This is a genomic window from Paenibacillus bovis (genome assembly GCF_001421015.2).
GTDB lineage: Bacteria > Bacillota > Bacilli > Paenibacillales > Paenibacillaceae > Saccharibacillus > Saccharibacillus bovis.
The window spans coordinates 4,214,673-4,238,402 of the sequence record NZ_CP013023.1 but is presented as its reverse complement, the minus strand read 5'-3'; the positions used below and the strand labels follow the sequence as shown (position 1 = coordinate 4,238,402).

Annotated in this window: 20 protein-coding genes; all 20 read left to right on the top strand. The window is 45.5% G+C overall.

The window, feature by feature from the left end:
• Window positions 1-102 precede the first annotated feature (102 nt).
• The 20 genes from AR543_RS18080 (at window position 103) to AR543_RS17985 (ending at window position 23,592) form a co-directional block, all read left to right on the top strand.
• On the top strand, window positions 103-1,107 hold the full coding sequence (locus tag AR543_RS18080) for a ketopantoate reductase family protein (RefSeq protein ID WP_060535803.1): 1,005 nt from the start codon (window positions 103-105) through the stop codon (window positions 1,105-1,107).
• On the top strand, window positions 1,107-1,499 hold the full coding sequence (locus AR543_RS18075; RefSeq protein WP_060535802.1) for a DUF3397 domain-containing protein: 393 nt from the start codon (window positions 1,107-1,109) through the stop codon (window positions 1,497-1,499). Before AR543_RS18080 ends, AR543_RS18075 begins: the two co-directional genes overlap by 1 nt.
• Before the next feature lie 205 nt (window positions 1,500-1,704).
• The gene (locus AR543_RS18070) at window positions 1,705-3,369 is read left to right on the top strand and encodes a peptide ABC transporter substrate-binding protein (protein ID WP_060535801.1); all 1,665 of its coding nucleotides are present in this window, start codon (window positions 1,705-1,707) and stop codon (window positions 3,367-3,369) included.
• A 252-nt stretch (window positions 3,370-3,621) separates the two neighbouring features.
• On the top strand, window positions 3,622-4,554 hold the full coding sequence (locus AR543_RS18065) for an ABC transporter permease (RefSeq protein WP_060535800.1): 933 nt from the start codon (window positions 3,622-3,624) through the stop codon (window positions 4,552-4,554).
• 3 nt (window positions 4,555-4,557) lie between these two features.
• Window positions 4,558-5,475, top strand: coding sequence for an ABC transporter permease (locus AR543_RS18060; RefSeq protein WP_060535799.1), 918 nt, complete (start codon window positions 4,558-4,560; stop codon window positions 5,473-5,475).
• A gap of 21 nt (window positions 5,476-5,496) precedes the next feature.
• A complete protein-coding gene (locus tag AR543_RS18055; RefSeq protein ID WP_060535798.1) occupies window positions 5,497-7,266 on the top strand; it encodes an ABC transporter ATP-binding protein in 1,770 nt (589 codons plus the stop codon).
• A gap of 170 nt (window positions 7,267-7,436) precedes the next feature.
• The gene (gene bshC, locus AR543_RS18050; RefSeq protein ID WP_060535797.1) at window positions 7,437-9,083 is read left to right on the top strand and encodes a bacillithiol biosynthesis cysteine-adding enzyme BshC; all 1,647 of its coding nucleotides are present in this window, start codon (window positions 7,437-7,439) and stop codon (window positions 9,081-9,083) included.
• A gap of 107 nt (window positions 9,084-9,190) precedes the next feature.
• On the top strand, window positions 9,191-9,340 hold the full coding sequence (locus AR543_RS24370) for a hypothetical protein (RefSeq protein WP_158523990.1): 150 nt from the start codon (window positions 9,191-9,193) through the stop codon (window positions 9,338-9,340).
• Between the two features lie 40 nt (window positions 9,341-9,380).
• A complete protein-coding gene (locus AR543_RS18045; RefSeq protein ID WP_060535796.1) occupies window positions 9,381-10,643 on the top strand; it encodes an adenosylhomocysteinase in 1,263 nt (420 codons plus the stop codon).
• Between the two features lie 120 nt (window positions 10,644-10,763).
• Window positions 10,764-11,027, top strand: coding sequence for a hypothetical protein (locus AR543_RS18040; RefSeq protein ID WP_060535795.1), 264 nt, complete (start codon window positions 10,764-10,766; stop codon window positions 11,025-11,027).
• Window positions 11,028-11,493: 466 nt separating this feature from the next.
• On the top strand, window positions 11,494-11,931 hold the full coding sequence (mraZ, locus tag AR543_RS18030) for a division/cell wall cluster transcriptional repressor MraZ (protein ID WP_060535793.1): 438 nt from the start codon (window positions 11,494-11,496) through the stop codon (window positions 11,929-11,931).
• A gap of 20 nt (window positions 11,932-11,951) precedes the next feature.
• Complete coding sequence (gene rsmH, locus AR543_RS18025; RefSeq protein ID WP_060535792.1) at window positions 11,952-12,917, top strand: 16S rRNA (cytosine(1402)-N(4))-methyltransferase RsmH; 966 nt, start codon at window positions 11,952-11,954, stop codon at window positions 12,915-12,917.
• A gap of 20 nt (window positions 12,918-12,937) precedes the next feature.
• Window positions 12,938-13,348 (top strand): hypothetical protein, encoded by a 411-nt coding sequence (locus tag AR543_RS18020; protein ID WP_060535791.1) that lies wholly within the window; start codon window positions 12,938-12,940, stop codon window positions 13,346-13,348.
• 16 nt (window positions 13,349-13,364) lie between these two features.
• Entirely contained in the window at window positions 13,365-15,860 is a 2,496-nt protein-coding gene (locus AR543_RS18015) for a penicillin-binding transpeptidase domain-containing protein (protein ID WP_060535790.1), read from the top strand.
• Window positions 15,861-15,970: 110 nt separating this feature from the next.
• Window positions 15,971-17,458 (top strand): UDP-N-acetylmuramoyl-L-alanyl-D-glutamate--2,6-diaminopimelate ligase, encoded by a 1,488-nt coding sequence (locus tag AR543_RS18010; RefSeq protein ID WP_060535789.1) that lies wholly within the window; start codon window positions 15,971-15,973, stop codon window positions 17,456-17,458.
• Window positions 17,458-18,849 carry a UDP-N-acetylmuramoyl-tripeptide--D-alanyl-D-alanine ligase gene (locus tag AR543_RS18005; RefSeq protein WP_418304230.1) on the top strand — a complete coding sequence of 464 codons (1,392 nt, stop codon included), beginning with the start codon at window positions 17,458-17,460 and terminating at the stop codon, window positions 18,847-18,849. Before AR543_RS18010 ends, AR543_RS18005 begins: the two co-directional genes overlap by 1 nt.
• Window positions 18,850-18,868: 19 nt before the next feature.
• Window positions 18,869-19,837, top strand: coding sequence for a phospho-N-acetylmuramoyl-pentapeptide-transferase (mraY, locus tag AR543_RS18000; RefSeq protein WP_060535788.1), 969 nt, complete (start codon window positions 18,869-18,871; stop codon window positions 19,835-19,837).
• Window positions 19,838-19,839: 2 nt separating this feature from the next.
• The gene (murD, locus tag AR543_RS17995; RefSeq protein ID WP_060535787.1) at window positions 19,840-21,324 is read left to right on the top strand and encodes a UDP-N-acetylmuramoyl-L-alanine--D-glutamate ligase; all 1,485 of its coding nucleotides are present in this window, start codon (window positions 19,840-19,842) and stop codon (window positions 21,322-21,324) included.
• Between the two features lie 116 nt (window positions 21,325-21,440).
• Window positions 21,441-22,565 (top strand): undecaprenyldiphospho-muramoylpentapeptide beta-N-acetylglucosaminyltransferase, encoded by a 1,125-nt coding sequence (gene murG, locus AR543_RS17990; protein WP_060535786.1) that lies wholly within the window; start codon window positions 21,441-21,443, stop codon window positions 22,563-22,565.
• Window positions 22,566-22,794: 229 nt separating this feature from the next.
• Window positions 22,795-23,592 carry a cell division protein FtsQ/DivIB gene (locus AR543_RS17985; protein WP_060535785.1) on the top strand — a complete coding sequence of 266 codons (798 nt, stop codon included), beginning with the start codon at window positions 22,795-22,797 and terminating at the stop codon, window positions 23,590-23,592.
• The last annotated feature ends 138 nt before the right edge of the window (window positions 23,593-23,730 follow it).

The following is a 23,730-nucleotide window of genomic DNA, read 5'->3' as shown; positions in this document are numbered from 1 at the left end:
AATTAATATTGTTGCTGCAAATAAATTCATTATTCGCAACAAAGAGTATATGTATAACCATCTATTCTTATTTTATCGCATACCATGTTCGGAGGGAATCACATGATTATTGATATTTTTGGAGCAGGATCTCTTGGCCTGCTTTTTTATAGTAGACTGGCTCAGCTGGAGGAAAATGTACAACTGAATCTATGGACACGTACCGAAGCCCAGGCTGCTCTAATTCGCCAGGAAGGGGTACATTTTTATCCATCTGCAGATGCTGCAGCTCTTTCGCAAAGTCTGTCTATTTCTGCCAAAGGAAATATTCAGACGACATCCCATATTGATCATACAGGAGATTGGCCGCGAGCGGATGTCATTCTGGTTACTGTCAAGCAAACCCATATGACTCCGGACCTGATCCGTCAGCTATCCAAACGAGTAGCGGAACATACGATTATTATTGGTTTGCAAAATGGAGTACGGACAGATCAACTATGGAATGATAAATGGAAGGTTTATGCAGGGATTACGACAGAAGGCGCGAGGAAATTATCAGCCAATACCGTTATACATTCCGGACATGGAGAGACCGTACTCGGACAATTGGTCCAACGTAACAATACTACAGACACGGGATATGAACCGGAGGTTGCAGCTTGTAGGCAATCGGACGCTATATTTTTGTTATTAAATTTATGGACTAAAGCAGGACTTAGTGCCTCCTTGTCGAATAATATCGAGATGGCTATATACCGGAAGCTGATTATTAATGCTGTAATTAATCCATTAACAGCGCTGTGGCGTATATCTAATGGAGAGCTTTTGAATAGCACAGAGAGAATATCTGTAATGAGACAGCTCTACGAAGAAGCGATTCATGTATATGACAAAGCAGATATAGAATGGTCAGAATCACTTTGGGATGATATCTTACAGGTATGCCGTTCGACAGCATCTAATACTTCTTCCATGCTAGCTGATGTACAGGAGGGAAGAAGAACCGAGATTGAGTGGATCAACGGCAGTATTGTCGAGATTGGCCGGCGTCATCAGGCTGCAGTCCCGGGACATGAATGGGTATGCCGTCTGATCGAAGCAATGACCATAAAGGAGGCAGATTAATGGGAGGATTTTTCGGGTGGCTGCTGAACGGAGCGATTTTTCTGAGTCTCGTTCCTTTTATCCCTTTTCTGGCTGTATATCTGATCAGCCGGTTCAAGAAAGAGCCAAAAAAGAAAGCGGCCGGAAATGCAATGGACGTGACGACTCCATTTCTGTATATTTCGGTAGCGGCATTATTTAATATCATATTCAACAGTCAAATGGGATTTTACATATTTTTGCTGATATTGCTGCTGGCGCTCGGGATTATAGGAAGTGCCCAGAACCGACTTAAAGGGAAAGTCGATTTCCAGCGTCTTTTCCGTGCCGTATGGCGTTTGTCCTTCCTTTTTTTGAGCTTAGGTTACATCGTGCTGCTTTTAATCGCTGTTTTGCAATACATAACACGATAAACCTGTCGAAAATTGGAATATTTTTGCTTGATGTTAGGTATTCCTCCGTCTGATGAAGCCTAATCTACACTATTATGTGACGAATATGTTGAAAAAACCGAAAAAAAACGCTTTTTTTAAGATTAAGATATAGATTTTTTTGACCACTGGTTGTATAATCAATAAACATATACCACAACCACATTTTTTAGGGGGAAACTGCTAGATGAAAAAGAAAAGTTGGTTAGTACTTATGACCCTCGTACTAGCTTTTAGCACCTTGCTTGCAGCTTGCGGCAGCGGTTCTGAGAGTGGTACAGGTACAAGTGGACAAACAGGAGAAGGCACTGCATCACAGGATTTACGCATTAACATGAGCGCAGAACCTCCTACTTTTGATCCAGCTCAAGCAAAAGACAGCCAGACAAATACGGCTCTGAAGCTGATGTACGAAGGTCTCACCCGTATGGGCGCAGATGGCAACCCGGCTCCTGGCGTTGCTGAAAAATGGGATGTTTCCGAAGATGGTCTGAAATACACTTTCCACCTTCGCGACAATGCAACTTGGAACAATGGTGAACCTGTAACAGCGGAAGATTTCGCTTATGCATGGGAACACGTTCTGAGCCCGGACACTGCTCCAGCATCTGAATATGCTTACCAGCTTTACTACCTGAAAAATGGCGAAGCGTTCAACACTGGTAAAATCAAAGATTTCTCCCAGGTTGGCGTAAAAGTTGTTGACGAGAAGACACTCGAGGTTACTCTTGAGAATCCTGCCCCTTACTGGTTGGGTCTGACTTCTTTCTACACATACTACCCGGTTAACAAAAAGAACGTTGAAGCTAATGACAAATGGGCTGCAAAAGCAGACACTATGGTTACTAACGGACCGTTCACTCTGACAACTTGGACCACAGGCCAACAACTGGTTTGGACCAAAAACGACAAGTACTGGGACAAAGATAACATCAAGCTGAATACAATCACGGCTTCTCTGGTTAACTCCGGCGCAACCGAGTATTCCAGTTATCAAAGTGGCCAGCTGGATTACGCTGGTGCACCAACTGGCGAGATTCCAACCGACCAGATCCCTGCTGCAAAACAACAATTCCCGGATCAATTCCAGGCAAAAGGTATTGCAAGCACGTACTACTATGAATTCAATAACAAAGAAAAACCTTTTAATAATGCAAAAATCCGTAAAGCGTTTGCAATGTCTATCAATCGTCAAGCGATCGTTGACAATGTAACCCTGGGCGGACAAATTCCGGCATATGGTTTTGTACCTCCGGGTATCAAAGGCCAAACTGACGAATACCGTACCGAGCACAAAGACAGCTACTTCAAAGAAGATGCAGCACAAGCAAAAACATTGCTGGCAGAAGGTATGAAAGAGGAAGGTTACACAACTTTGCCTCCAATCACACTGATCTACAACTCCAGTGAAGCTCACCAAAAAATCGCTCTGGCGATTGCTGATATGTGGAAAACCAACCTTGGTGTAGACGTGAAAACCGAAAACCAAGAGTGGAGCGTATTCCTGAACAACCGTCAAAGCGGTAACTTCCAAGTTGCCCGTGCAGGTTGGACAGCTGACTACAATGATCCAATGACATTTATGGATATGTGGGTAACTGGCGGCGGTAACAATAACGCTGGCTATGCAAACCCTGCATATGACAAACTGATTGCTGAAGCAAAATCTACTCAAGATGCTGCAAAACGTATGGATGATATGGCCAAAGCAGAGAAAATGCTGATTGAAGACGACATGACTGTTATGCCGATCTACTACTACACTAGCATTTCCCTGGTAAAACCTAATCTTAAAGGAATCGTTGTTGATTTCAGTGGAGCAGTTGACTTCTCCAAAGCATATTTCGAATAATTCAATAATTAATTTGGCAGTTAGATGATTGCTGCGGGATATATGTGGAGTTTTTCCAACCATATATATCCCGCTTTTATGTGTGTTTGACGTTTTACCATATATTGCTTTTTCTAACTTTGAATATTGCAAGTTTTTACTTGTTTTTATTAAATAATATGAATTGCAAGCTTGTTTCTTACTTAAAGAATCAAAGGAATCATATGGTTGAACAATGCGCATAAACAATACACAAAGGAGGGTTCCAGAAGAATGGTTAGGTATATTGCCGGCAAGTTTCTTTTTATGCTAGTGTCTCTATTTATTCTGGTATCACTGACATTTTTCCTGATGAAAGTCATTCCAGGTGATCCTTTCATGTCAGAAAGAGCAGTGCAGCCTCAGATCAAAGCACGTCTGATGGCTCAATATGGATTGGATCAGCCAATTCCTGTACAGTATGTACGTTATCTGGGCAATGTTATTCAGGGAGATCTTGGTATTTCGATGAAATATCAAAACCAGGATGTAACTGGACGAATTGCTCAAACGTTTAAGCCTTCTTTGCAAATTGGTATTTTTGCAATCATCATTTCTATTATTGTCGGAATTGTGCTTGGTTTGATTGCGGCTTTGTATCATCGTAAGCTGATCGACCATGTCGCCATGATTTTGGCAATTATCGGGATTGCAGTACCGAGTTTTGTACTCGCAACATTGATACAGTACTTATTCGCACTAAAACTGGGTTGGTTTAACGTAATGGGCTTCAGCAAGCCTAGTGACTTTGTACTCCCGGTAGCCGCTCTGGCTGTACAGCCGATTGCATTTATTGCACGTCTGACACGCTCCAGTATGCTGGAAGTGCTGAACTCCGAATATATCAAAACGGCTAAAGCCAAAGGTTTGAATGGCTTTACAATTATGACACGTCACGTTGTACGTAACGGTATTTTGCCGGTTGTTACTTATGTAGGACCTATGACCGCTAACGTTATCACCGGTTCTGTCGTTATCGAACAGATCTTTGGTATCGGCGGTATTGGTAAAGTGTTCGTTGAAAGTATCACAAACCGTGATTACACGATGATCATGGGTGTTACGATTTTCTATGGCGTTATTTTGATGCTTGCACGTTTTATAACTGATATTTTGTATGTGCTGGTTGATCCGCGCATCAAACTGTCTGGAAGAAAGGGGGCTTAACCGTTGGCAGCTACTGGAAACCAAACTCCGAATAATGCAACTGCTGATACGGCAAGCGATCCGACTATTCAGCAAAAAAGTGTATCGTTATGGCAAGATGCCGTATATCGTCTGACGCGCAACCCTGTTGCCATGATCAGCCTTGGAGCACTCGTTATTATCATTTTGATGGCTATTTTTGGTCCTTATATGGTCAAATACAACTATTACAGTAATGATTTAATGAATACAAACAAAGCACCTTCGGGAGAACACTGGTTTGGAACGGATAACCTTGGCCGTGACATGTGGGTTCGTACCTGGATGGGCGCACGTATTTCCCTGATTGTAGGTTTTTCGGCAGCATTGATTGATTTGCTTATCGGTATTATTTATGGTGCGATCATGGGTTACAAAGGTGGCCGGGTCGATGAAGTAATGAACAAAATTTCCGAAATTTTGTATTCGATTCCTTATCTGCTGATCGTTATCCTGCTGCTCGTAGTTATGGAGCCGGGATTGCCGACAATTATTTTCGCACTGGCTGTTACAGGCTGGGTAACCATGTCCTGGATTGTCCGTGGTGAAATCATGCAGCTTAAAAATCGTGACTTCATTCTGGCAGCACGTTCGATGGGTGCAAGCGGCAGCCGTCAGCTGTTCAAACACCTGTTGCCAAATGCATTGGGACCGATTATTGTAACGGTAACCTTGTCGGTACCAAGTGCGATTTTCTCGGAAGCATTCTTGAGCTTCCTGGGCCTTGGTGTACAGGCTCCTGTATCTTCTCTGGGTTCGATGATCAATGATGCACTGCAAGGATGGAATCTGTATCCTTGGCGTATGTGGTTCCCTGCGGGTCTGATCTGTATTACCATGCTGGCATTCAATCTGCTGGGTGATGGTCTGAGAGACGCACTGGATCCGAAACTGAGAAAATAAAATCTATAGGAGGTGGGCTAAGTGGAGAAAATCTTAACAGTCAAGAATTTGAGCGTGTCTTTCAGTACTCGTGCAGGCGAATTTAATGCCGTAAAAGATGTCAATTTTGAAATTGGCAAAGGAGAGACGCTGGGTATTGTTGGGGAATCCGGTAGTGGTAAGAGTGTAACAGCTCAAACTATTATGCGTCTGATTCCTTCTCCGCCTTCTAAGATTAAAAGTGGAGAAATCACTTTCCTGGGCGAGAGCCTGCTTCATAAAACCGATAAACAAATGGAATCTATTCGTGGTAAAGATATCGGTATGATCTTCCAGGATCCGATGACTTCCCTGAATCCAACGATCAAAGTCGGCAAACAGATTACGGAAGTACTGCGGAAACACCAGAAAATGTCTTCTACAGAAGCCAAAGCATCGGCACTGGAAATGCTCAAACTGGTTGGTATTAAAAATCCGGAAGTTCGTTTTAACCATTATCCTCACCAGTTCTCGGGTGGTATGCGTCAGCGTGCGATGATCGCGATTGCTCTGGCTTGTCGTCCATCCCTGCTGATTGCGGATGAGCCTACAACTGCACTGGACGTTACGATTCAGGCCCAGATTCTGGATCTGATGAAAGATATGCAGCAAAAGCTTGGTACATCGATTATCCTGATTACGCATGACCTGGGTGTAGTAGCCGGTATGTGTGACCGCGTCGTGGTTATGAAAGAGGGCGATGTTGTAGAAACAGGTACAACATCCGAGATCTTCAAAAATCCACAGCATCCTTATACCAAACGCCTGCTTAATGCACTGCCTCGTCTGGATGAGCCGAAAAAACCTAAAATGGTATCTGCTATCGCAGGTCTTGATCCTACTCGTCCGCTGGTAGAAGTGTCGAATCTTCGTCAGCACTTCAACTTGGGCAAAGGCAATATTCTCAAAGCCGTTAATGATATCAGCTTCAAAATCTATGAAGGCGAAACACTGGGAGTCGTTGGGGAGTCCGGTTGTGGTAAATCTACAACAGGCCGTACGATGCTTCGCTTGTATGAGCCAACAGGAGGAAGCGTTAAATTTAACGGAACCGATATTTTCAGCCTGTCTCCACGCAAAATGAAAGCGATGCGTAAAGATATGCAGATGATCTTCCAGGATCCTTATGCATCTTTGAACCCTCGTTTTAATGTTATGGATATTATCGGTGAATCGCTGGATATCCACGGTCTGGCGGGAAGCCGTGCAGAACGTAAAAGACGTGTAGAAGAACTGCTGGATATGGTTGGCCTGAACGCAAGTCACGCTACCCGTTATCCGCATGAATTCTCCGGTGGTCAAAGACAGAGAATCGGGATTGCCCGCGCTCTGGCTGTTAATCCAAAATTCATTATCTGTGATGAGCCGTTGTCTGCACTGGACGTATCGATTCAGGCACAGGTAGTTAAACTATTGGAAGAGCTGCAGCAGCGTCTAGGTCTGACTTATCTGTTTATTGCCCATGATCTGTCCATGGTTAAGCATATCAGTGATCGTGTAGCTGTTATGTACATGGGTAAAATTGTAGAGCTGGCAGAAAGTGAAGAGCTGTATGCGAATCCGCTGCATCCTTACACCAAAACATTGCTGTCTGCTATTCCGATCCCTGATCCGGATGTAGAAGTCAATAAACGCAGAATTCTGCTTCCGGATGAGCAACAGGCTCCTGTAGAGTCTGCTAACCCGGGTGCACCAAAAGATCCTTTCAATCTGGAAAATTCCGAGCTGATGGAAGTTTCTCCAGGACACTGGGTTGCTCAATCGCTGGCATAAGTCAGTATCTGCACTATATAAAAACCGTCATAATATATGACGGTTTTTTTCTTTATTTCAAAAAGTAAAAAAGTATGCTGATTTCTTTGACTAAACGGCTATACTTTCGTTACAATCATATAAGGTATAGAAGTTACAATAAGTAACAACGATGAGGAGGACCTTACCCCATGAATGTAGTCCCGGAGAGGCTACCTGCGAATCAGCCGCTAGCAGAGCGGTATATAAATGATTTTGCATCGGTAAGCAGCTTGTATAATATGAAAGTTACTGATCCGCAGACGTGGGCTCAGCGGGCAGCGTGGCTGGATCAGAGTAAGCACTCCCGGATTGATCGTGGAGCGTTAGTCAATTGTCTTGAACCCTATAACCGTTTACACAATAATCACGAAGCGGTGCAAAAGTCACTTGAGCTGCTGCGGCAGGACGACACACTCACTATAGTTGGCGGTCAGCAAAGCGGATTGTTTACCGGCCCGCTTCTGGTTATTTATAAAGTTGTCACCCTGATCCTGGGCGCGCGTGAAGCATCGGCCCGTTTGAATCGACCGGTTGTACCGGTTTTCTGGATCGCTGGAGAAGATCATGACTGGGATGAAGTCAATCATACGTATTTGCCTGATCGTGACGGACAGGCTGTCAAAATTCGTATGGATCATGAACGGGGTGGTCATTCTCCGGTCAGTCGTACCTCTATTGATCATAATCATACCGCAGGAGTACTCAAACAGTTCGAGAGTCTGCTGCCGGATAGTGAGCATAAAAGCGAATGGATGCAGGAATTGCGTCAATATATGGAGCAATCGGATAATCTGAGCCATGCATTTGCCAAGCAGCTGGGGCGTTTATTTGGCCGTTTTGGTGTAATACTGCTGGATTCGGATGATTCTCAGCTGCGTCGTCTGGAAGTACCGGTATTCCGCCAAATGATTCAGCAGAATGATCGCCTGACCCAGGCTTATCTGGCAGCTGCCGAAAAAGTACGTGCGCTTGGTTATGAAGAACAAGCGACAGTAGCAGAGGACAGTGCCAATCTGTTCTATATCCATAGTGATGAGATTTATACAAATGAACGAATTTTGCTGTTCAAGCGTGACGGTATGTTCACGGATCGCAAAGGTCTTGTGACGTTCACACCGGATGAACTGCTGGATATGTTGGAGCAGCATCCAGAACGGTTCAGTAATAACGTACTTACGCGTCCCTTGATGCAGGAATCGTTATTCCCGGTATTGAGCACTATTCTGGGTACAGGCGAGATTGCTTACTGGGCACTTACCCATCAGGCATTTGAAGTACTGGATTTGCAGATGCCACCGATTTTGCCACGGATGTCATTTACCATGATAGAGGAGAAAATACAGATGCTGATGAAGCAGTTTGGTCTTTCTTTTGACGATGTGCGCCAGCGGTTTGATGAAGTGAGAACACAATGGTTGTCCGAACAAGAAGATTACCATCTGGATGAGCGTTTTGCAGAGCTGAGACGCCAGTTTGATCAGATGTATCTGCCTTTTATTGAGTCACTGGCTGAAGTGGATCCGTCATTGCCTCATATTGCTGCAACCAATCAGCATAAGATCGAAGCGCAAATTGAGTATCTGCATCGCAAGAGCAGTAACGCGGTATCCAAACAGCATGAAGTGGGTCTGCGCCGACTGGATCGTATTGCCCATTCGCTTTATCCGTTTGGCAAGCCGCAGGAACGTACGATTAACAGTTATTATTATTTTGGTCGTTATGGCGAGCAATGGCTGGATCAGTTGCTGAGTATAGAGCCTGATCTGGACGGCGGACATCGACTGATTTATATGTAATCGGTATATCTCATATCTGTATCGATGATAGTAAGTTATTCATTGCACAGGCTATTCATTATAAATGATACAAAATGGAGCATTCTTTACAGGAATGCTCTATTTTTATGAGTAAATTTATGAGCAAATCACCATTGGATAAACAAGGCGTTAGGTACAGAGCAGATGTTATTCCTGCAGGCAAACCTGTGAAAAAGGAAATAAAGATTGCTTCTTCGATAGGTATGCCTTTAAATGGAACTATCAGTGGGTTATAATAATGAGCTGGAATTATCTATATGCAGAGGAGAAATGAATATGACATTACCATCCCTTCAAAACAGCATTGTCGCTGATATGGCGCTTGCTCCGGAAGGCCACCGCAAAATCGAGTGGGTATCTTCCCATATGCCGGTATTGAACCGGATACGTGAAGAATTTGAACGTGATCTTCCTTTCAAGGGACTGAAAGTAACGATCTGTCTGCATTTGGAAGCCAAAACGGCTTACCTGGCCAAAGTGGTACAGGCAGGCGGAGCGGAAGTTACGATTACGGGTAGTAATCCATTGTCTACACAGGATGATGTATGTGCAGCATTGGTCGAAGATGGAATTACCGTTTTTGCCAAATATAATCCGGAACCTGCCGAGTACAAGAGCCTGGTTCTGCATGCTCTGGAGACTCGTCCTGACCTGATTATCGACGATGGCGGAGATCTGATTACTCTGATGCATGGCGAACGCCCGGATCTGCTGGAAGGTATTCGTGGTGGTGCAGAAGAGACAACAACCGGTATTATCCGTCTCAAAGCGCTGCAAAAAGAAGGTACGCTCAAATTGCCTATGGTTGCTGTCAATGACGCATACTGCAAGCATCTGTTTGATAACCGTTATGGTACGGGTCAATCCGTGTTTGATGGTATTATTCGTACAACCAACCTGATGATTGCCGGCACAACAGTTGTCGTAGTCGGTTATGGCTGGTGTGGTAAAGGTGTAGCGATGCGTGCCAAAGGATTGGGTGCCAATGTTATCGTCACCGAAGTGGATGCGATCAAGGCAGTAGAAGCCCATATGGATGGATTCCATGTAATGCCGATGATCAAAGCAGCAGCACTTGGCGACTTCTTTATTACCGTAACTGGTAACAAGGACGTTATCGTAGGCGAACACTATGATGTAATGAAAAATGGCGCTATTGTATGTAACGCTGGTCATTTCGATGTGGAAGCGAACAAGCCGGATCTGGCTGCGCGTGCTGTATCGATTCGTACCGCTCGCAAAAACATTGAAGAATACAAAATGCAGGATGGACGCCGCATTTACCTTCTGGCTGAAGGACGCCTGGTAAATCTGGGAGCCGCAGACGGTCATCCGGCTGAAATTATGGATATGACATTTGCTCTGCAAGCAGTAGGACTGCGTTATGTCAATGAAAATTACGAGCAGCTGGGTGCAGGTGTAATCAGTGTACCTTATGAACTGGATGAGCAGGTGGCACGTTACAGACTGGAAAGTCTCGGTATTGATATTGATGTGCTGAGTGGTGCACAAAAATCGTATCTGGACAGCTGGTCCTGAGTTGCCAACTTACATTTGATACTTAGCAAATAGCCGAATGGATAATATGTTTGCCTGTAATTACAGCAAATATATTATCCGTTTTTGTATTAATAATCAGGTTAAGAAAAGGAGCTGCATATGAACAAAATACTGCCAAAACAATTATTGAAATCCAGACTGCAGACACTTCGATCAAAAGAATTTGATCTGGAGAAAGAGGATTCGGTTACCGACTACATAGAATCAATGTTACAAAACATAGGCACAGTGGATAGTGAACTCCGGGACGATTTGATTTATAGCGCCTTTGCAAAATGGATCACAGACGGGCGGATTTCTGCAGACGACATGCTGCATATTAAAAATACTATTCTGGATCGGTACATTTCTGATCTGGAATAAAACAAATGTATGGAATGAAGAATACAAAATCGTATTTAATATCAAAAGTTTTCTCGGCAGTCTTTATTTCCGTATACACCAACAGACCGAATGGGCTTATACAGCTGGAATAATAGAGGAGCGCATACATGAATTGATGCAAGATTATATAAATTGAGGCATCCTCACAAAATCGATAGATTAAATAAACAAAATAATAAAGGCAAAAGAATATTGATTAAAAACCACAAGCAATTTACTAAGCAAAAAGGCGGATATTTCCGATATAAAAAAGTCGGGCTTTTTACGTGCATTTTTGCAAAACAAGATGCTGATTTACATAAAGATTTAAAAAAAATGCACTTTTGCAAAAAAAATTGACATTTAAAGAAGGGTTTTGATTTTATACGACGAATCTATTATGCTAGATAGAGTGGAGGAAAGTGGTACATAGTGGGGAACAATGGGTAAAAGGAGTGAGCCGCCAATGTTCATGGGTGAGTATCAGCATAACATTGACGATAAAGGCCGGATTATTATTCCAGCTAAATTTCGCGAACTTCTGGGACCATCTTTTGTTGTTACCCGTGGTCTGGACCATTGTCTTTTCGTTTATCCCATGGAGGAGTGGTCTCTCCTGGAACAAAAGCTTAAATCTTTACCACTGATGAAAGCCGATGCCCGTGCTTTTACGCGTTTCTTTTTCTCAGGAGCGCTGGAAGGGGAATGGGACAAGCAAGGGCGTGTCAATCTGCCGGTTAACTTGAGGCAGTACGCCAGGCTGGAGAAAGAATGTGTAATCATTGGTGTCTCCAACAGGGTAGAGATTTGGAGCCAAGCTATTTGGGAACAATATTATAACGAATCAGAACAATCATTTAACGAAATTGCTGAGAAGCTGGTTGATTTTGATCTTGATCTGTAATCGTCTAGGAGGTTTACATCTTGTTTCATCACATCACTGTATTAAAAGAAGAAGCGACAAGAGCCCTTCAGGTCAAACCTGACGGAATCTATGTCGATTGTACGCTCGGGGGAGCAGGACACAGTTCGGTTATTGCAGCTGAGCTGGGCGCAGGAGGTCGACTGATTGCTTTCGATCAGGATGATACTGCACTAAATAATGCCAAGGCGGTATTGGCACCATATGAGGACAAAGTCACTCTGATCAAAAGTAACTTCCGCCATCTGGAGGAAAAGCTTTTGGAAGCCGGAGTGCCAGTCAAAGATGGAGTACCGCAGGTAGACGGCATTCTGTTCGATCTTGGCGTTTCTTCACCTCAGTTCGACGATGCTGACAGGGGATTCAGCTATAATCACGATGCTGCGCTGGATATGCGGATGGATCAATCTATCGAACTGACAGCCCGTACCATTGTGAATACCTGGCCTGAAGAAGAAATCGCCCGCATACTATATCGATATGGCGAAGAAAAATTTTCCAAACGAATTGCCAAAGTCATCGTGAAGCAGAGAAGTATAGCGCCGATCGAGACAACAGGGGAACTGGCAGAACTCGTCAAGGAAGGCATTCCCGCTGCAGCAAGAAGAACAGGCGGACATCCTGCGAAGCGCAGCTTCCAGGGACTGCGAATTGCTGTAAACGATGAATTGGGTGCTTTTGAAGAAGCGCTTCATCAATCCGTGCGCTGTCTGGCACCGGGCGGACGTGTGTCGGTTATCACTTTCCATTCTCTGGAAGATCGTTTGTGCAAGCAAATTTTTGCAGAGTACCTGGAAAAAGATGTTGCACCGCAGGGCTTCCCTATTTATGTGAGTAACGGCGGTGTACTGAAATTGGTGAATCGCAAGCCGGTTCTGCCAACAAATGAAGAAGTAACAAGCAACAAACGGGCAAGATCCGCCAAATTGCGTGTTGCCGAAAAGGTAAAAAAAGAAACTCAAGAATAATACAGTAAGGAGACGGATACATGGCTTATACACGTGGGAACCTGGCAGTCAAGCAAAAACCGGCTGAGAAGGTCGTTCGGAAATATCGTGAAACGACAAAAGTGGTTGTACGCCGTTCTGCCCTGCCGATTCAGGAAAAAATGCTTTATCTCGCAACCGTTATTTTCTGCGTTGCTATCGCAAGTGTGATTATCTGGCGTTATGCGTATATTTATGAACTCAATAAAAATGCGCAGGATATGGCCAGTGCTACGGCTCTGCTGCAAAAGCAAACAACACAAAATGAGCTGCGTCAGCATCTGCTGGAGAATGATATCGTAGCACGCGCAGCTGCGCTGGGTTACATAGAGCCTACAGACACTGTGCCTATTCAGGTGTCTCGTGAAAAAGGAACAGCTGCCACCTCGTCGGATGTCAAAGTGAACAACTAAAGCGGGGGATCAGGCAGTGGATAAAAGAATAAAACTTCGTGCTTTATTTATAGGGGGATGCATCACCCTCTTTTTTGCTGTACTCGTGATTCGGGTATTCTGGATACAGGTTGTCCAGGGATCGGATTGGCATAAGTACGCAGAGAAACAGTGGACAAGCCAAAATACGATTTCTGCTGTTCGAGGTACAATTACGGACCGTAACGGCAATAAGTTGGCAATGGATGCGCCTGCCTACAATGTTGGACTTAACCCAAAGGTAATTGCGGAACTTGGGGTAAAGGATGAGATTGTAAGCCGTTTGCATGAAATTCTTGGCACGGATGAAAGTGAAATTGAGAAGCAGGCTACATCCATGACAACACCGACAGCCAAAAATCCAGTGAGCGAGCTGCGTACATGGCGTGAGCTGAATTCGGGTGGACGGCGTATCCCTCAGGATAAAGCAGATCAGGTGAATGCACTGATTGCTGAGCTGAAAGAAAAAACTGGTCGACGCTATGATGTTGGGGTACAGCTCGATGTAACGACCAAACGCTATTATCCCAAAAATGAACTTGCTTCTCATGTCCTTGGATATACCAACAATGATGGTGAAGCAGTAGCTGGTATTGAAGCTTATTATGATAAGCAGCTCAAAGGTGAAGATGGTTCTATTGTTTATCAACGTGATAATCAAAAGGATAAACTGCCGGATTCGCAGGATGTGTATAAGCCTGCAGTGAATGGCAGCAATCTGACGCTTACGATTGATGAGACGATTCAGTATTATACGGAGCAGGCGATGAAAGAAGCATTTAAGCAGCTTCAGCCGAAAAGTATTACGGTAATTGCTGCCGATCCGAATACAATGGATATTCTCGCAATGGCAAATATGCCGACTTTTGATCCTAATAAGTTTAATGAAGTGACAGAAGAAAACTATGACAGCTTCAAAAACCTGGGAATCAAAGCGGAGTATGAGCCAGGTTCTACTTTCAAAATCATTACTCTGGCAGGTGCAGTTGAAGAAGGATTATTTAATCCTGAAGCGACGTATCAATCAGGTACGATTCAAGTTGGCCGTACCACGCTTCATGACATCAATCGTGTAGGTTGGGGCCCTATTACTTATCTAACGGGGCTGAAGCGTTCCAGTAACGTAGCGTTTGTTAAACTGGGTTATGAGATGTTGGGAGCAGAGAGATTACGCAAGTATATTGATGCTTTTGGATTTGGCGTAAAAACAGGGGTTGATTTGCCGGGTGAGCTGTCAGGTGCAATCACTTTCAATCCGAATATTAAAACAGAGGTTGCTACAGCAGCTTACGGGCATGGTCGTGTACAGGTTACTCCTTTACAGCAGCTGGTAGGCGTCTCGGCAGTAGCAAACGGCGGTAAAGTGCTAACCCCTCACGTAGTTAAATCAATTACCGACCCGAATACCGGCATAACTACAGATGTACCTGTACATGAAGTGCGTCAGGCTATTGATGCTGCTACTTCGGAGAAAGTACGTGGTTATCTGGAACAGGTCGTATCTGACCAGGAGATCGGAACAGGTCGCCATGCTTATATTGATGGTTATCGTGTAGCTGGTAAAACAGGTACAGCGGTCAAGGTTATCAACGGGAAATATGATTATACCAAGCAGGTCGTTTCCTTTATTGGATTTGCACCGGCAGATAAACCGAAAATCGCTATGATCGTTGTGATTGACCAGCCTGCCGACTCCAAGCTGGGCGGTGGTGCGGCGGCAGCTCCAGTATTCAAGAAAATCGTGAGCCAGGCCCTCCCATATATGGGCGTACCCAAAGCAACCGATGACAGTGATACGCAGAAGAAAACCAAAGCCGCAACATCTGCACCAGCGCCAGTTAGTTACAATGTACCTACACTTACCGGCAAAACGGTAGATGCTGCCAAGAAGAAACTGATTGCCAGTGGTATTACTTTTAAAGTAGTCGGTACAGGCAATAAAGTCGTTAAGCAGTATCCAGCAGTAGGAGCATTGATGGACGGCGGTCAAAGTGTATATCTGATGACCGAAGATCCGACCAAAATGGAAATCCCCGATCTCAAGGGCGAGTCTCTGCGCGATGCGCTGGAGATCCTGAACCTGATGAAGGTCGAGGTAACTACAGTAGGACAGGGCTATGTGGCTGAACAGGTTGAATCTTCAGCGAATGGTCGCCGAATCATTACACTGACACTCAAATCAGCGAGAGCGATTGTTACAGGTGTGGATGATGAGGAAGCGAACGCGCTGGGGACTAAGGAAGCAACACCAGCTGCCGGTGATGACCAAACATCAAACGAAGCGGAAAATAAAGATTCTACAGACAAGACGACCGAAGAATCGACTTCGTCGTCAGAGACTTCGGCAGATTCGGCTGGAACAACTTCTGAATCGATCGGCCCTCCTTCAACAGATGCAGGTACTAATAGTACCGGTAGTTCTACTGAAGAGACAAAAAGCACGTCCGGAAGCACACTGAAAATTCCAGAGCCTACAGGTGCTCCAACGAACTAATGAGTTAATGCTAATTATGATAACCCGGCAATCATCGGCGAGGGGAAGCCCCCTTTATTCATCCGAAGACTGCCGGGTATCGTTATTAATTTTGGAAAAGAGGAATCGCTATGTTGTTATCTGAAGCGGCCAGCCTGCTTATTACATCCCGGATTGAAGGTACAGCGGATGTTTCCATCACTGGCATGGAAATTGACTCGCGCAAAGTAAAAACGGGAGATTTATTTATCTGTCTGCCGGGCTTCACGGTAGATGGTCATGATTTTGCAGAACAGGCAATAACCCAGGGAGCTGCTGCGCTTGTAGTAGAAAGAGTTTTACCTTTCGATATTCCCCAGCTGGTTGTTAGCAGCTGCCGTCATGCTATGGCTGTACTCGGAGATGCTTTTTATGAACACCCCAGTCGCAAATTGAATATGATCGGAATAACGGGTACCAATGGCAAAACCACAACTTCCTACCTGATTGAGCGTATTATGAATGATCATCATATCAATACAGGCTTGATTGGAACAATCGAAATGCGTTATAACGGTAAAGCAGTACCGATGCCTCGTACTACACCGGAAGCTATGGAGCTTCAGCGCTTGCTGCATGATATGGTACAAAATGATGTGCAGTGTTGTGTAATGGAAGTGTCTTCACATGCGCTGGAGCAGGGACGGGTCAAAGGAACAGATTACCGGACAGCCATTTTTACAAATATCAGTCAGGATCATCTGGATTATCATGAGACGATGGAACAGTATGTAGCAGCCAAAGGGCTGTTTTTTGCACGTCTGGGGAACTCTTATGATGCAGATCCATCAGAACGCAAATATGCTGTACTGAATGCTGACGATCCGGCAGTGGATTATTTCCGCAGCATCACGGCAGCAGATGTAATTACATATGGTGTCGATCAGCCTGCCGATGTACAAGCTTCGAATATCCGGATTACTGCCAGAGGAACTACTTTCCATCTGGAGACATTCCGCGGCAATATCGATATGACTCTCCAGATGGTAGGCAAGTTCAATGTATATAATGCACTTGCCGCGATTACCGCAGCGCTAATCGAGAATGTACCTTTGGAACAGATTCGCGACAGTCTTGGACAGATGCCGGGTGTAGATGGACGTGTCGAAGCGGTAGACGCCGGACAGCCTTTTGCTGTAATCGTGGATTATGCCCATACACCGGATGGACTCGAAAATGTACTTCGGACAATTACCGAATTTGCCGAAGGACGAATACTGACGGTATTTGGCTGCGGTGGTGACCGGGATCGGACCAAGCGTCCGTTAATGGGACAGGTAGCTGCCAAATACAGTGATTATACGCTGGTTACATCGGATAATCCGCGTACAGAAGAGCCTCTGAGTATTCTCGATGATATTGAAGCCGGTCTGCGTGAGCAGCAGGTAGCTGCGGATCGCTATGAACTCATCGTCGACCGCCGCGCTGCTATTCAAAAAGCGGTTGAAATGGCACAGCCTGGCGATGTACTATTGATTGCGGGCAAAGGCCACGAGACGTACCAGATTGTAGGTACGGAAGTTCATGATTTTGATGATCGGCTGGTAGCCAAAGAAGCGATAAGGGGTCTTTCCAAGTGATAAATACAACTATTGGCCAGATAGCCAAAATGTGCGATGGGCAGCTAATTGGTGATCCATCGACACACTGTCATGGTGTCGTGATTGATTCAAGGCAGCTTCAGGATAACTGTCTGTTCATTCCTATCATCGGTGAGAGAGTCGATGGGCATGATCTGGTGGAGCAGGTACTGGCAAATGGAGCCGCTGCTGCATTGTGGCAGGCTGATCATGGCACACCACCTACAGGTAATATAATCATCGTCGAAAATACGCTGAAGGCTCTGCAGCAGCTTGCCAGTGCGTATCTGGAGAGTACCGAAGCCAGAGTGATTGGCATAACCGGATCAAATGGCAAGACGACGACCAAGGATATGATTTATGCGCTTATGACCGAAGCCTATCGAGTACATAAGACCGAAGGCAACTTTAACAGTCATATTGGGCTGCCGCTGACGATTCTGGCGATGCCGGCAGATACCCAGATTCTGATCCTGGAAATGGGTATGCGTGCACGTGGCGAAATCGAACTGTTATCCCATATTGCTCATCCCGATACAGCAGTGATTACGAATATTGGTGAATCCCATCTGGAGCAGCTTGGCAGCCGCGAAGAAATTGCTCGTGCCAAGCTGGAGATTGTGAATGGCCTTAAACCATCCGGTCTGCTCGTATACCATGGTGATGAGCCGCTGCTCAAGCAGATTCTGGCAGAACCGCAATATGTCGACAGAACCATGCGCAAGGTCACTTTTGGCATGGAGCAGCATAATGATCTGTATGCTACAGGAATGATGACACAGGGACAGTCCACGATCTTCACTACCAATGCGCTGTCGGAAGAAGCCTGGAAGCTGCCGGTATTGGGTGCTCATAATATGGTTAATGCCATGGCGGCGATTCTGGTAGCTCAGGCGTATGAGCTGAATGAAGCGCAGATCCGTCAGGGATTTGCCAAGCTGCGTCTGACCGGGATGCGAATTGAAGTGCTACAGGGACAGAATGGAATCACTCTGCTGAATGATGCCTACAATGCAAGTCCAAGTTCCATGAAGGCAGCGATTGATGTACTGGGTAATCTCAAAGGATACAAACGCAAGATTGCTGTGCTCGGAGATATGCTGGAGCTTGGAACCGAAGAACTGGCGTACCATGAGCAAATCGGAGAATATGTAAAAGGGCAGGCAGATCTGCTGTTTACCTATGGAGAGCGGGGTAAAGCGATTGCCAGCGGCGCAGCACGGCATCTGCCGCCGGAGAGTATTCGTTCTTATACATCCAAACCGGAACTGATCGAAGATCTGCAGAAGACAGCAAGGGAACAGGATGTTATTTTATTCAAGGCTTCCAGAGGTATGAGACTGGAAGAAGTTTTACAGGCGCTGATGCCTGATTCAATAAGCAACGCATAGGCGCTGGAGGAGTAGGGAAATGGATTTTCAAATATTGTTATTAGCGGCTGCGGCATCATTCGTACTGTCAATTATTGCTATGCCGATACTGATTCCGTTGTTACGTCGCATCAAATTTGGTCAGCATGTACGCAGTGACGGCCCGCAGACTCATCTCAAAAAAGCAGGCACACCGACGATGGGTGGTATTGTTATCATCCTGGCAGCCACCTTGGTATTTATCAAATTCTCGGTTATTGATACTAACTTTTGGGTGCTGCTTACGTCTACGGTAGGCTTTGGACTGGTTGGATTTCTCGATGACTATATCAAAATTGGTCTTAAACGTTCGCTTGGTCTGACCGCCAAGCAAAAGCTGCTGATGCAGCTGATCTTTTCAGCCATTATCTGTTATCTGCTGATCGAAAAAGGACACAGTACCGCGCTGGGCATTCCGGGAACATCGTTTTCATTTGATTGGGGCGGCTGGTTCTATTATCCGTTTATTGTAATTATGCTGCTGGCGATCACCAATGCTGTCAACTTTACAGATGGTGTGGATGGACTGCTGTCAGGAGTCAGTGCGATTGCTTTCGCCGCTTATGCGATTATCGCGATTCAGGCAACCGCACCGGCAGCTGCAGTATGTGCTGCAGCTATGATTGGTGCAGTTATCGGGTTCCTCGTATTTAACGCTCACCCAGCCAAAGTATTTATGGGAGATATGGGTTCACTGGGGATAGGGGGCGCTATCGGAGGAATTGCGATTGTTACCAAAAGTGAACTGCTGTTCCTGATTATTGGTGGTGTATTTGTAATTGAACTGCTCTCCGTCGTGATTCAGGTCGTTTCTTACAAAACGCGTAACGGCAAACGTGTATTCAAAATGGCTCCGATTCATCATCATTTTGAATTGTCGGGCTGGTCGGAATGGCGTGTTGTCATTACGTTCTGGGCAGTGAGTCTGGTGCTGGCTGTACTCGGAATCTATATTAGTAAGGGGCTGTAGTGATGAATGATCCTCAATCTTATCGTGGATTGCCGGTCGTCGTGATCGGTCTGGCGCGCAGTGGTGTAGAAGCAGCCAAAGCTCTGCATCGACTTGGCGCAGTAGTTACAGTTAATGATTTGAAGCCAAGAGAGCAATCTCCCGAGGCTGCCGAACTGGAAGAACTGAATATCGAGGTAATCTGTGGAGGACATCCGGAAGGGCTAATTCATAAGGATATCGCGCTGCTTGTCAAAAATCCGGGTATTCCTTACAGTGCGCCGCCGATCCAGCAGGCAATCGATCTGGGTATCGAAGTGATTACCGAGGTGGAACTGGCTTACCGGATCTCGGATGTACCCATGATTGGTATTACGGGTTCAAATGGCAAAACGACTACGACAACATGGGTAGGCCAAATGCTGGATGCCTGCGGTCTGCATCCGATTGTAGGCGGCAATATCGGTATTCCGCTTTGTCAGGCGGTTGTGGAAGCCGAAGAAAAGGAAAATGCCATCATCGTAGCAGAACTGAGCAGTTTTCAGCTCAAAGGCACGCGTGATTTCAATCCAACCATTGCCGCTCTGCTCAATGTAGCCGAGACGCATCTGGATTATCACGGTACGATGGATGACTATGTCACATCCAAACGCAAAATTTTTGAAAATCAGGGTCAAAAAGATACAGCGGTACTGAACTGGGATGATAGCTACTGTCGCAGTATGATTCCTTATATCAAGGCAGGTCGTATTATTCCGTTCTCGGTGAATGAAGAGCTGGGCAATAATGCAGCCATGACAGCAGCATTATCTGCGCAGTCCGATTTGTCGGTATGTGGAATGTATGTATCTCCTTCGTATCTGCCGGATATAGAGGATGATCTGGAACGGACGATCATGTATTGGGATGAGGAGCAGGGAGCGGTGCCGATTCTGCGTGTGGACGAACTGGCTCTACCCGGTCGTTATAATGTTGAAAATGCCCTGGCAGCCTGCGCAATTGCGATTGCTGCCGGATGTCAACCTGAACAGCTGGCGGATACCCTGCGCAGCTTCAGCGGTGTAGAACATCGTCTGGAATATGTAACTACGCATAATGATGTAGCATACTACAATAATTCCAAAGCTACCAATGCCAAAGCAACGATGATGGCATTGTCCGCTTTTCATGATCAGGGTATCGTATTGATTGCTGGTGGATTGGATCGCGGATCGGATTATATGGATCTGCTGCCTGTATTTCAGTCACAAGTCAAAGCGCTTGTCGTTCTCGGACAAACACGTCATAAACTGGCACAAGTAGCCGAAATGGCAGGAATCGCTTCGATACGGATTATTGAAGAAACAGAACAGCCGGAACAGGCTGTGCATCAAGCGGTTCAGCAAGCTTCTGAACTTGCAGAGACCGGTGATATTGTATTATTGTCACCTGCCTGCGCCAGCTGGGATATGTTCTCTTCCTTTGAAATCAGGGGCAATGTATTCAAGCAGGCGGTTAACGAGCTGTAGCTTCCTGATATATACAGCTATGGGAATCCTGCGTATAGCCATGTAAACTATTCTACTATACAATATGTAGCTCAGAGACTGAGATACGCAATTTTAAATGAAAGGAGGTGCGATAAATGCGAGTTATATTAACAGGAGGCGGAACAGGAGGCCATATCTACCCTGCACTGGCTATTGCCGAGCAATTCAAGGAGCAGGGAATCAAAGCAGAGTTTCTGTATATCGGCGGCAAGCGCGGCCTGGAAACCCGGATCGTACCGGAAACCAAAATGCGCTTTGAAACGATTGATATTACCGGATTCCGCAGACGCCTGTTCTCATTAGAAAATATAAAGACAATCAATCGCTTTATACAGGGTGTCAAAATTTCCAAAAAGCTGATTCGTGAATTTAAACCGGATATTGTAATTGGTACCGGTGGTTATGTATGCGGACCGGTAGTGTATGCAGCTGCCAAGCTGGGTATTCCGACTATGGTTCATGAGCAGAATGCGATTCCCGGGCTGACCAACCTATTTTTGAGTAGTTATGCCGATACGGTAGCAGTCAGTTTTGAGGAAGCGATCTCCAAGTTCAAACGAGCCAAGCATGTGCTGTTCACAGGAAACCCAAGGGCTACCATGGTACAGCATGCCGACCGCGAACGTGGACTGGCTTCACTGGGATTGCCGGGAGATGCCAAGGTAGTACTGATGGTTGGCGGAAGCCGTGGTGCACGCGCGCTTGTAGAAGCGATGGTGCAGGCAGCACCTTTGCTAAAACCAAAACCCGATGTACACTATGTATTCGTAACCGGTGAAATCTATTATGATGAAATCTATGAACGGATTGATCAGGCGACCGATTCCATGCCGAATTATCTGCATGTACTGCCGTATATCCCGAATATGCCAGAAGTGCTGGCAGCGACTTCTCTGGTAATTGGCCGCGCAGGCGCTTCTTCACTTGCGGAGATTACGTCACTGGGTACACCTTCCTTGCTGATTCCTTCGCCCAATGTAACCAATAATCATCAGGAAGCCAATGCGCTGGCTCTCCGAAAAGCAGGAGCAGCGGAGATGATCCTGGAGCGTGAATTGAGCGGAGCAACCCTGATTGCCCATATTGATAAAATTATGGATGATGAACAGGAACGACAGAGAATGTCTGAAGCTGCTTCTACGCTGGGTACTCCGCAATCGGCCTTTTTGCTTGTTGAAGAAATTCAGCGTATCTGCGGTGCTTCTGCGGTAACCCAATAAGGATGCTGTACCGTTACATAGCAGTCGTCCGTACCGAAAACGGGAATGGTTCATACCTATCGGGCGACTGGCACTGTGCCAAACATTTTTGTGATATGCAGACTATATCGTGAGACATCTTACGCTGGTTGGGGATTCCAAATGGGGCATGCTATAATGACGGAGAAGTTCAGGTATAATCTGGCTGCACTACGGATTGAATTGAAATAAGACTTATTGGAGAATTGCCATGCCAAAGCAAAAACTGGTTGTCCTTCCGAAAAAGGAATCTTCTGCAAAATCGCGTCCTGCTGCGGGCCGCAAATTATTCGGACGCAAAAATCGACTGATCATTGTACTGAGTATCTTTTTTCTTTTGATACTTGGAATTGTGTTCTGGTTTTCACCGCTGGGCAAAATCTCGGAGATTACTTTCAAGGGTAACGCGTTTACATCCAAGGAAGATCTGCTGTCAGTGACCCGTCTGGCCAAAGGCAATGCTTTTTATGGTACTTCTACGGACACGATCAAGGAAAGGCTGTTGAGCATTCCTGCAATCGAGAGTGCGACAGTCACCAAGCATTTTCCTGGTAAAGTCGATGTTACGATCAAGGAGTATCCTGTTGTGGCCTATGAATTGGCAGGGTCCGGACAATTGACAGCTATTTTGCAGAGCGGAGCTTCGGTACGTGCCGACACGCGCGGTGTAGCTGTAGAAAAGCCCGTCCTCACCCAGTGGTCGGACTACGAAGCGCAAAAGGTTCAGCTGTGCAAAGTACTGGGGACGATACCGAGTGAGTTGACATCGGATATCTCGGAGATTATTCCTTCACCGACGCCTTCGTTCCCGGATCGTATCATGATGTATACCCGTTCACGTTTTGAAGTGATTACAAGCATATCGCTGCTCGCGGACAAAGTAGAATACCTGAATCAGGTTATCGAGACGCAGCCACCTGGTGTGATTACCATGCTGGAAGCAGATGCCTACACGCCTTTCAATCCTGATGACGTTAAAGATCAGACGGAAGAGGTACCCGCACAGTAACGATTTTGACATCTTTTTCTGGCAAAATATACTTTTTGGTGATGTTACGGCTGCAATACTTTCTGCCGGGTCAGAAAAATGCTAGAATAAGCTGTATAGATATTAAAGAATTGTAAACTTTAATACTGGCTTAACAAT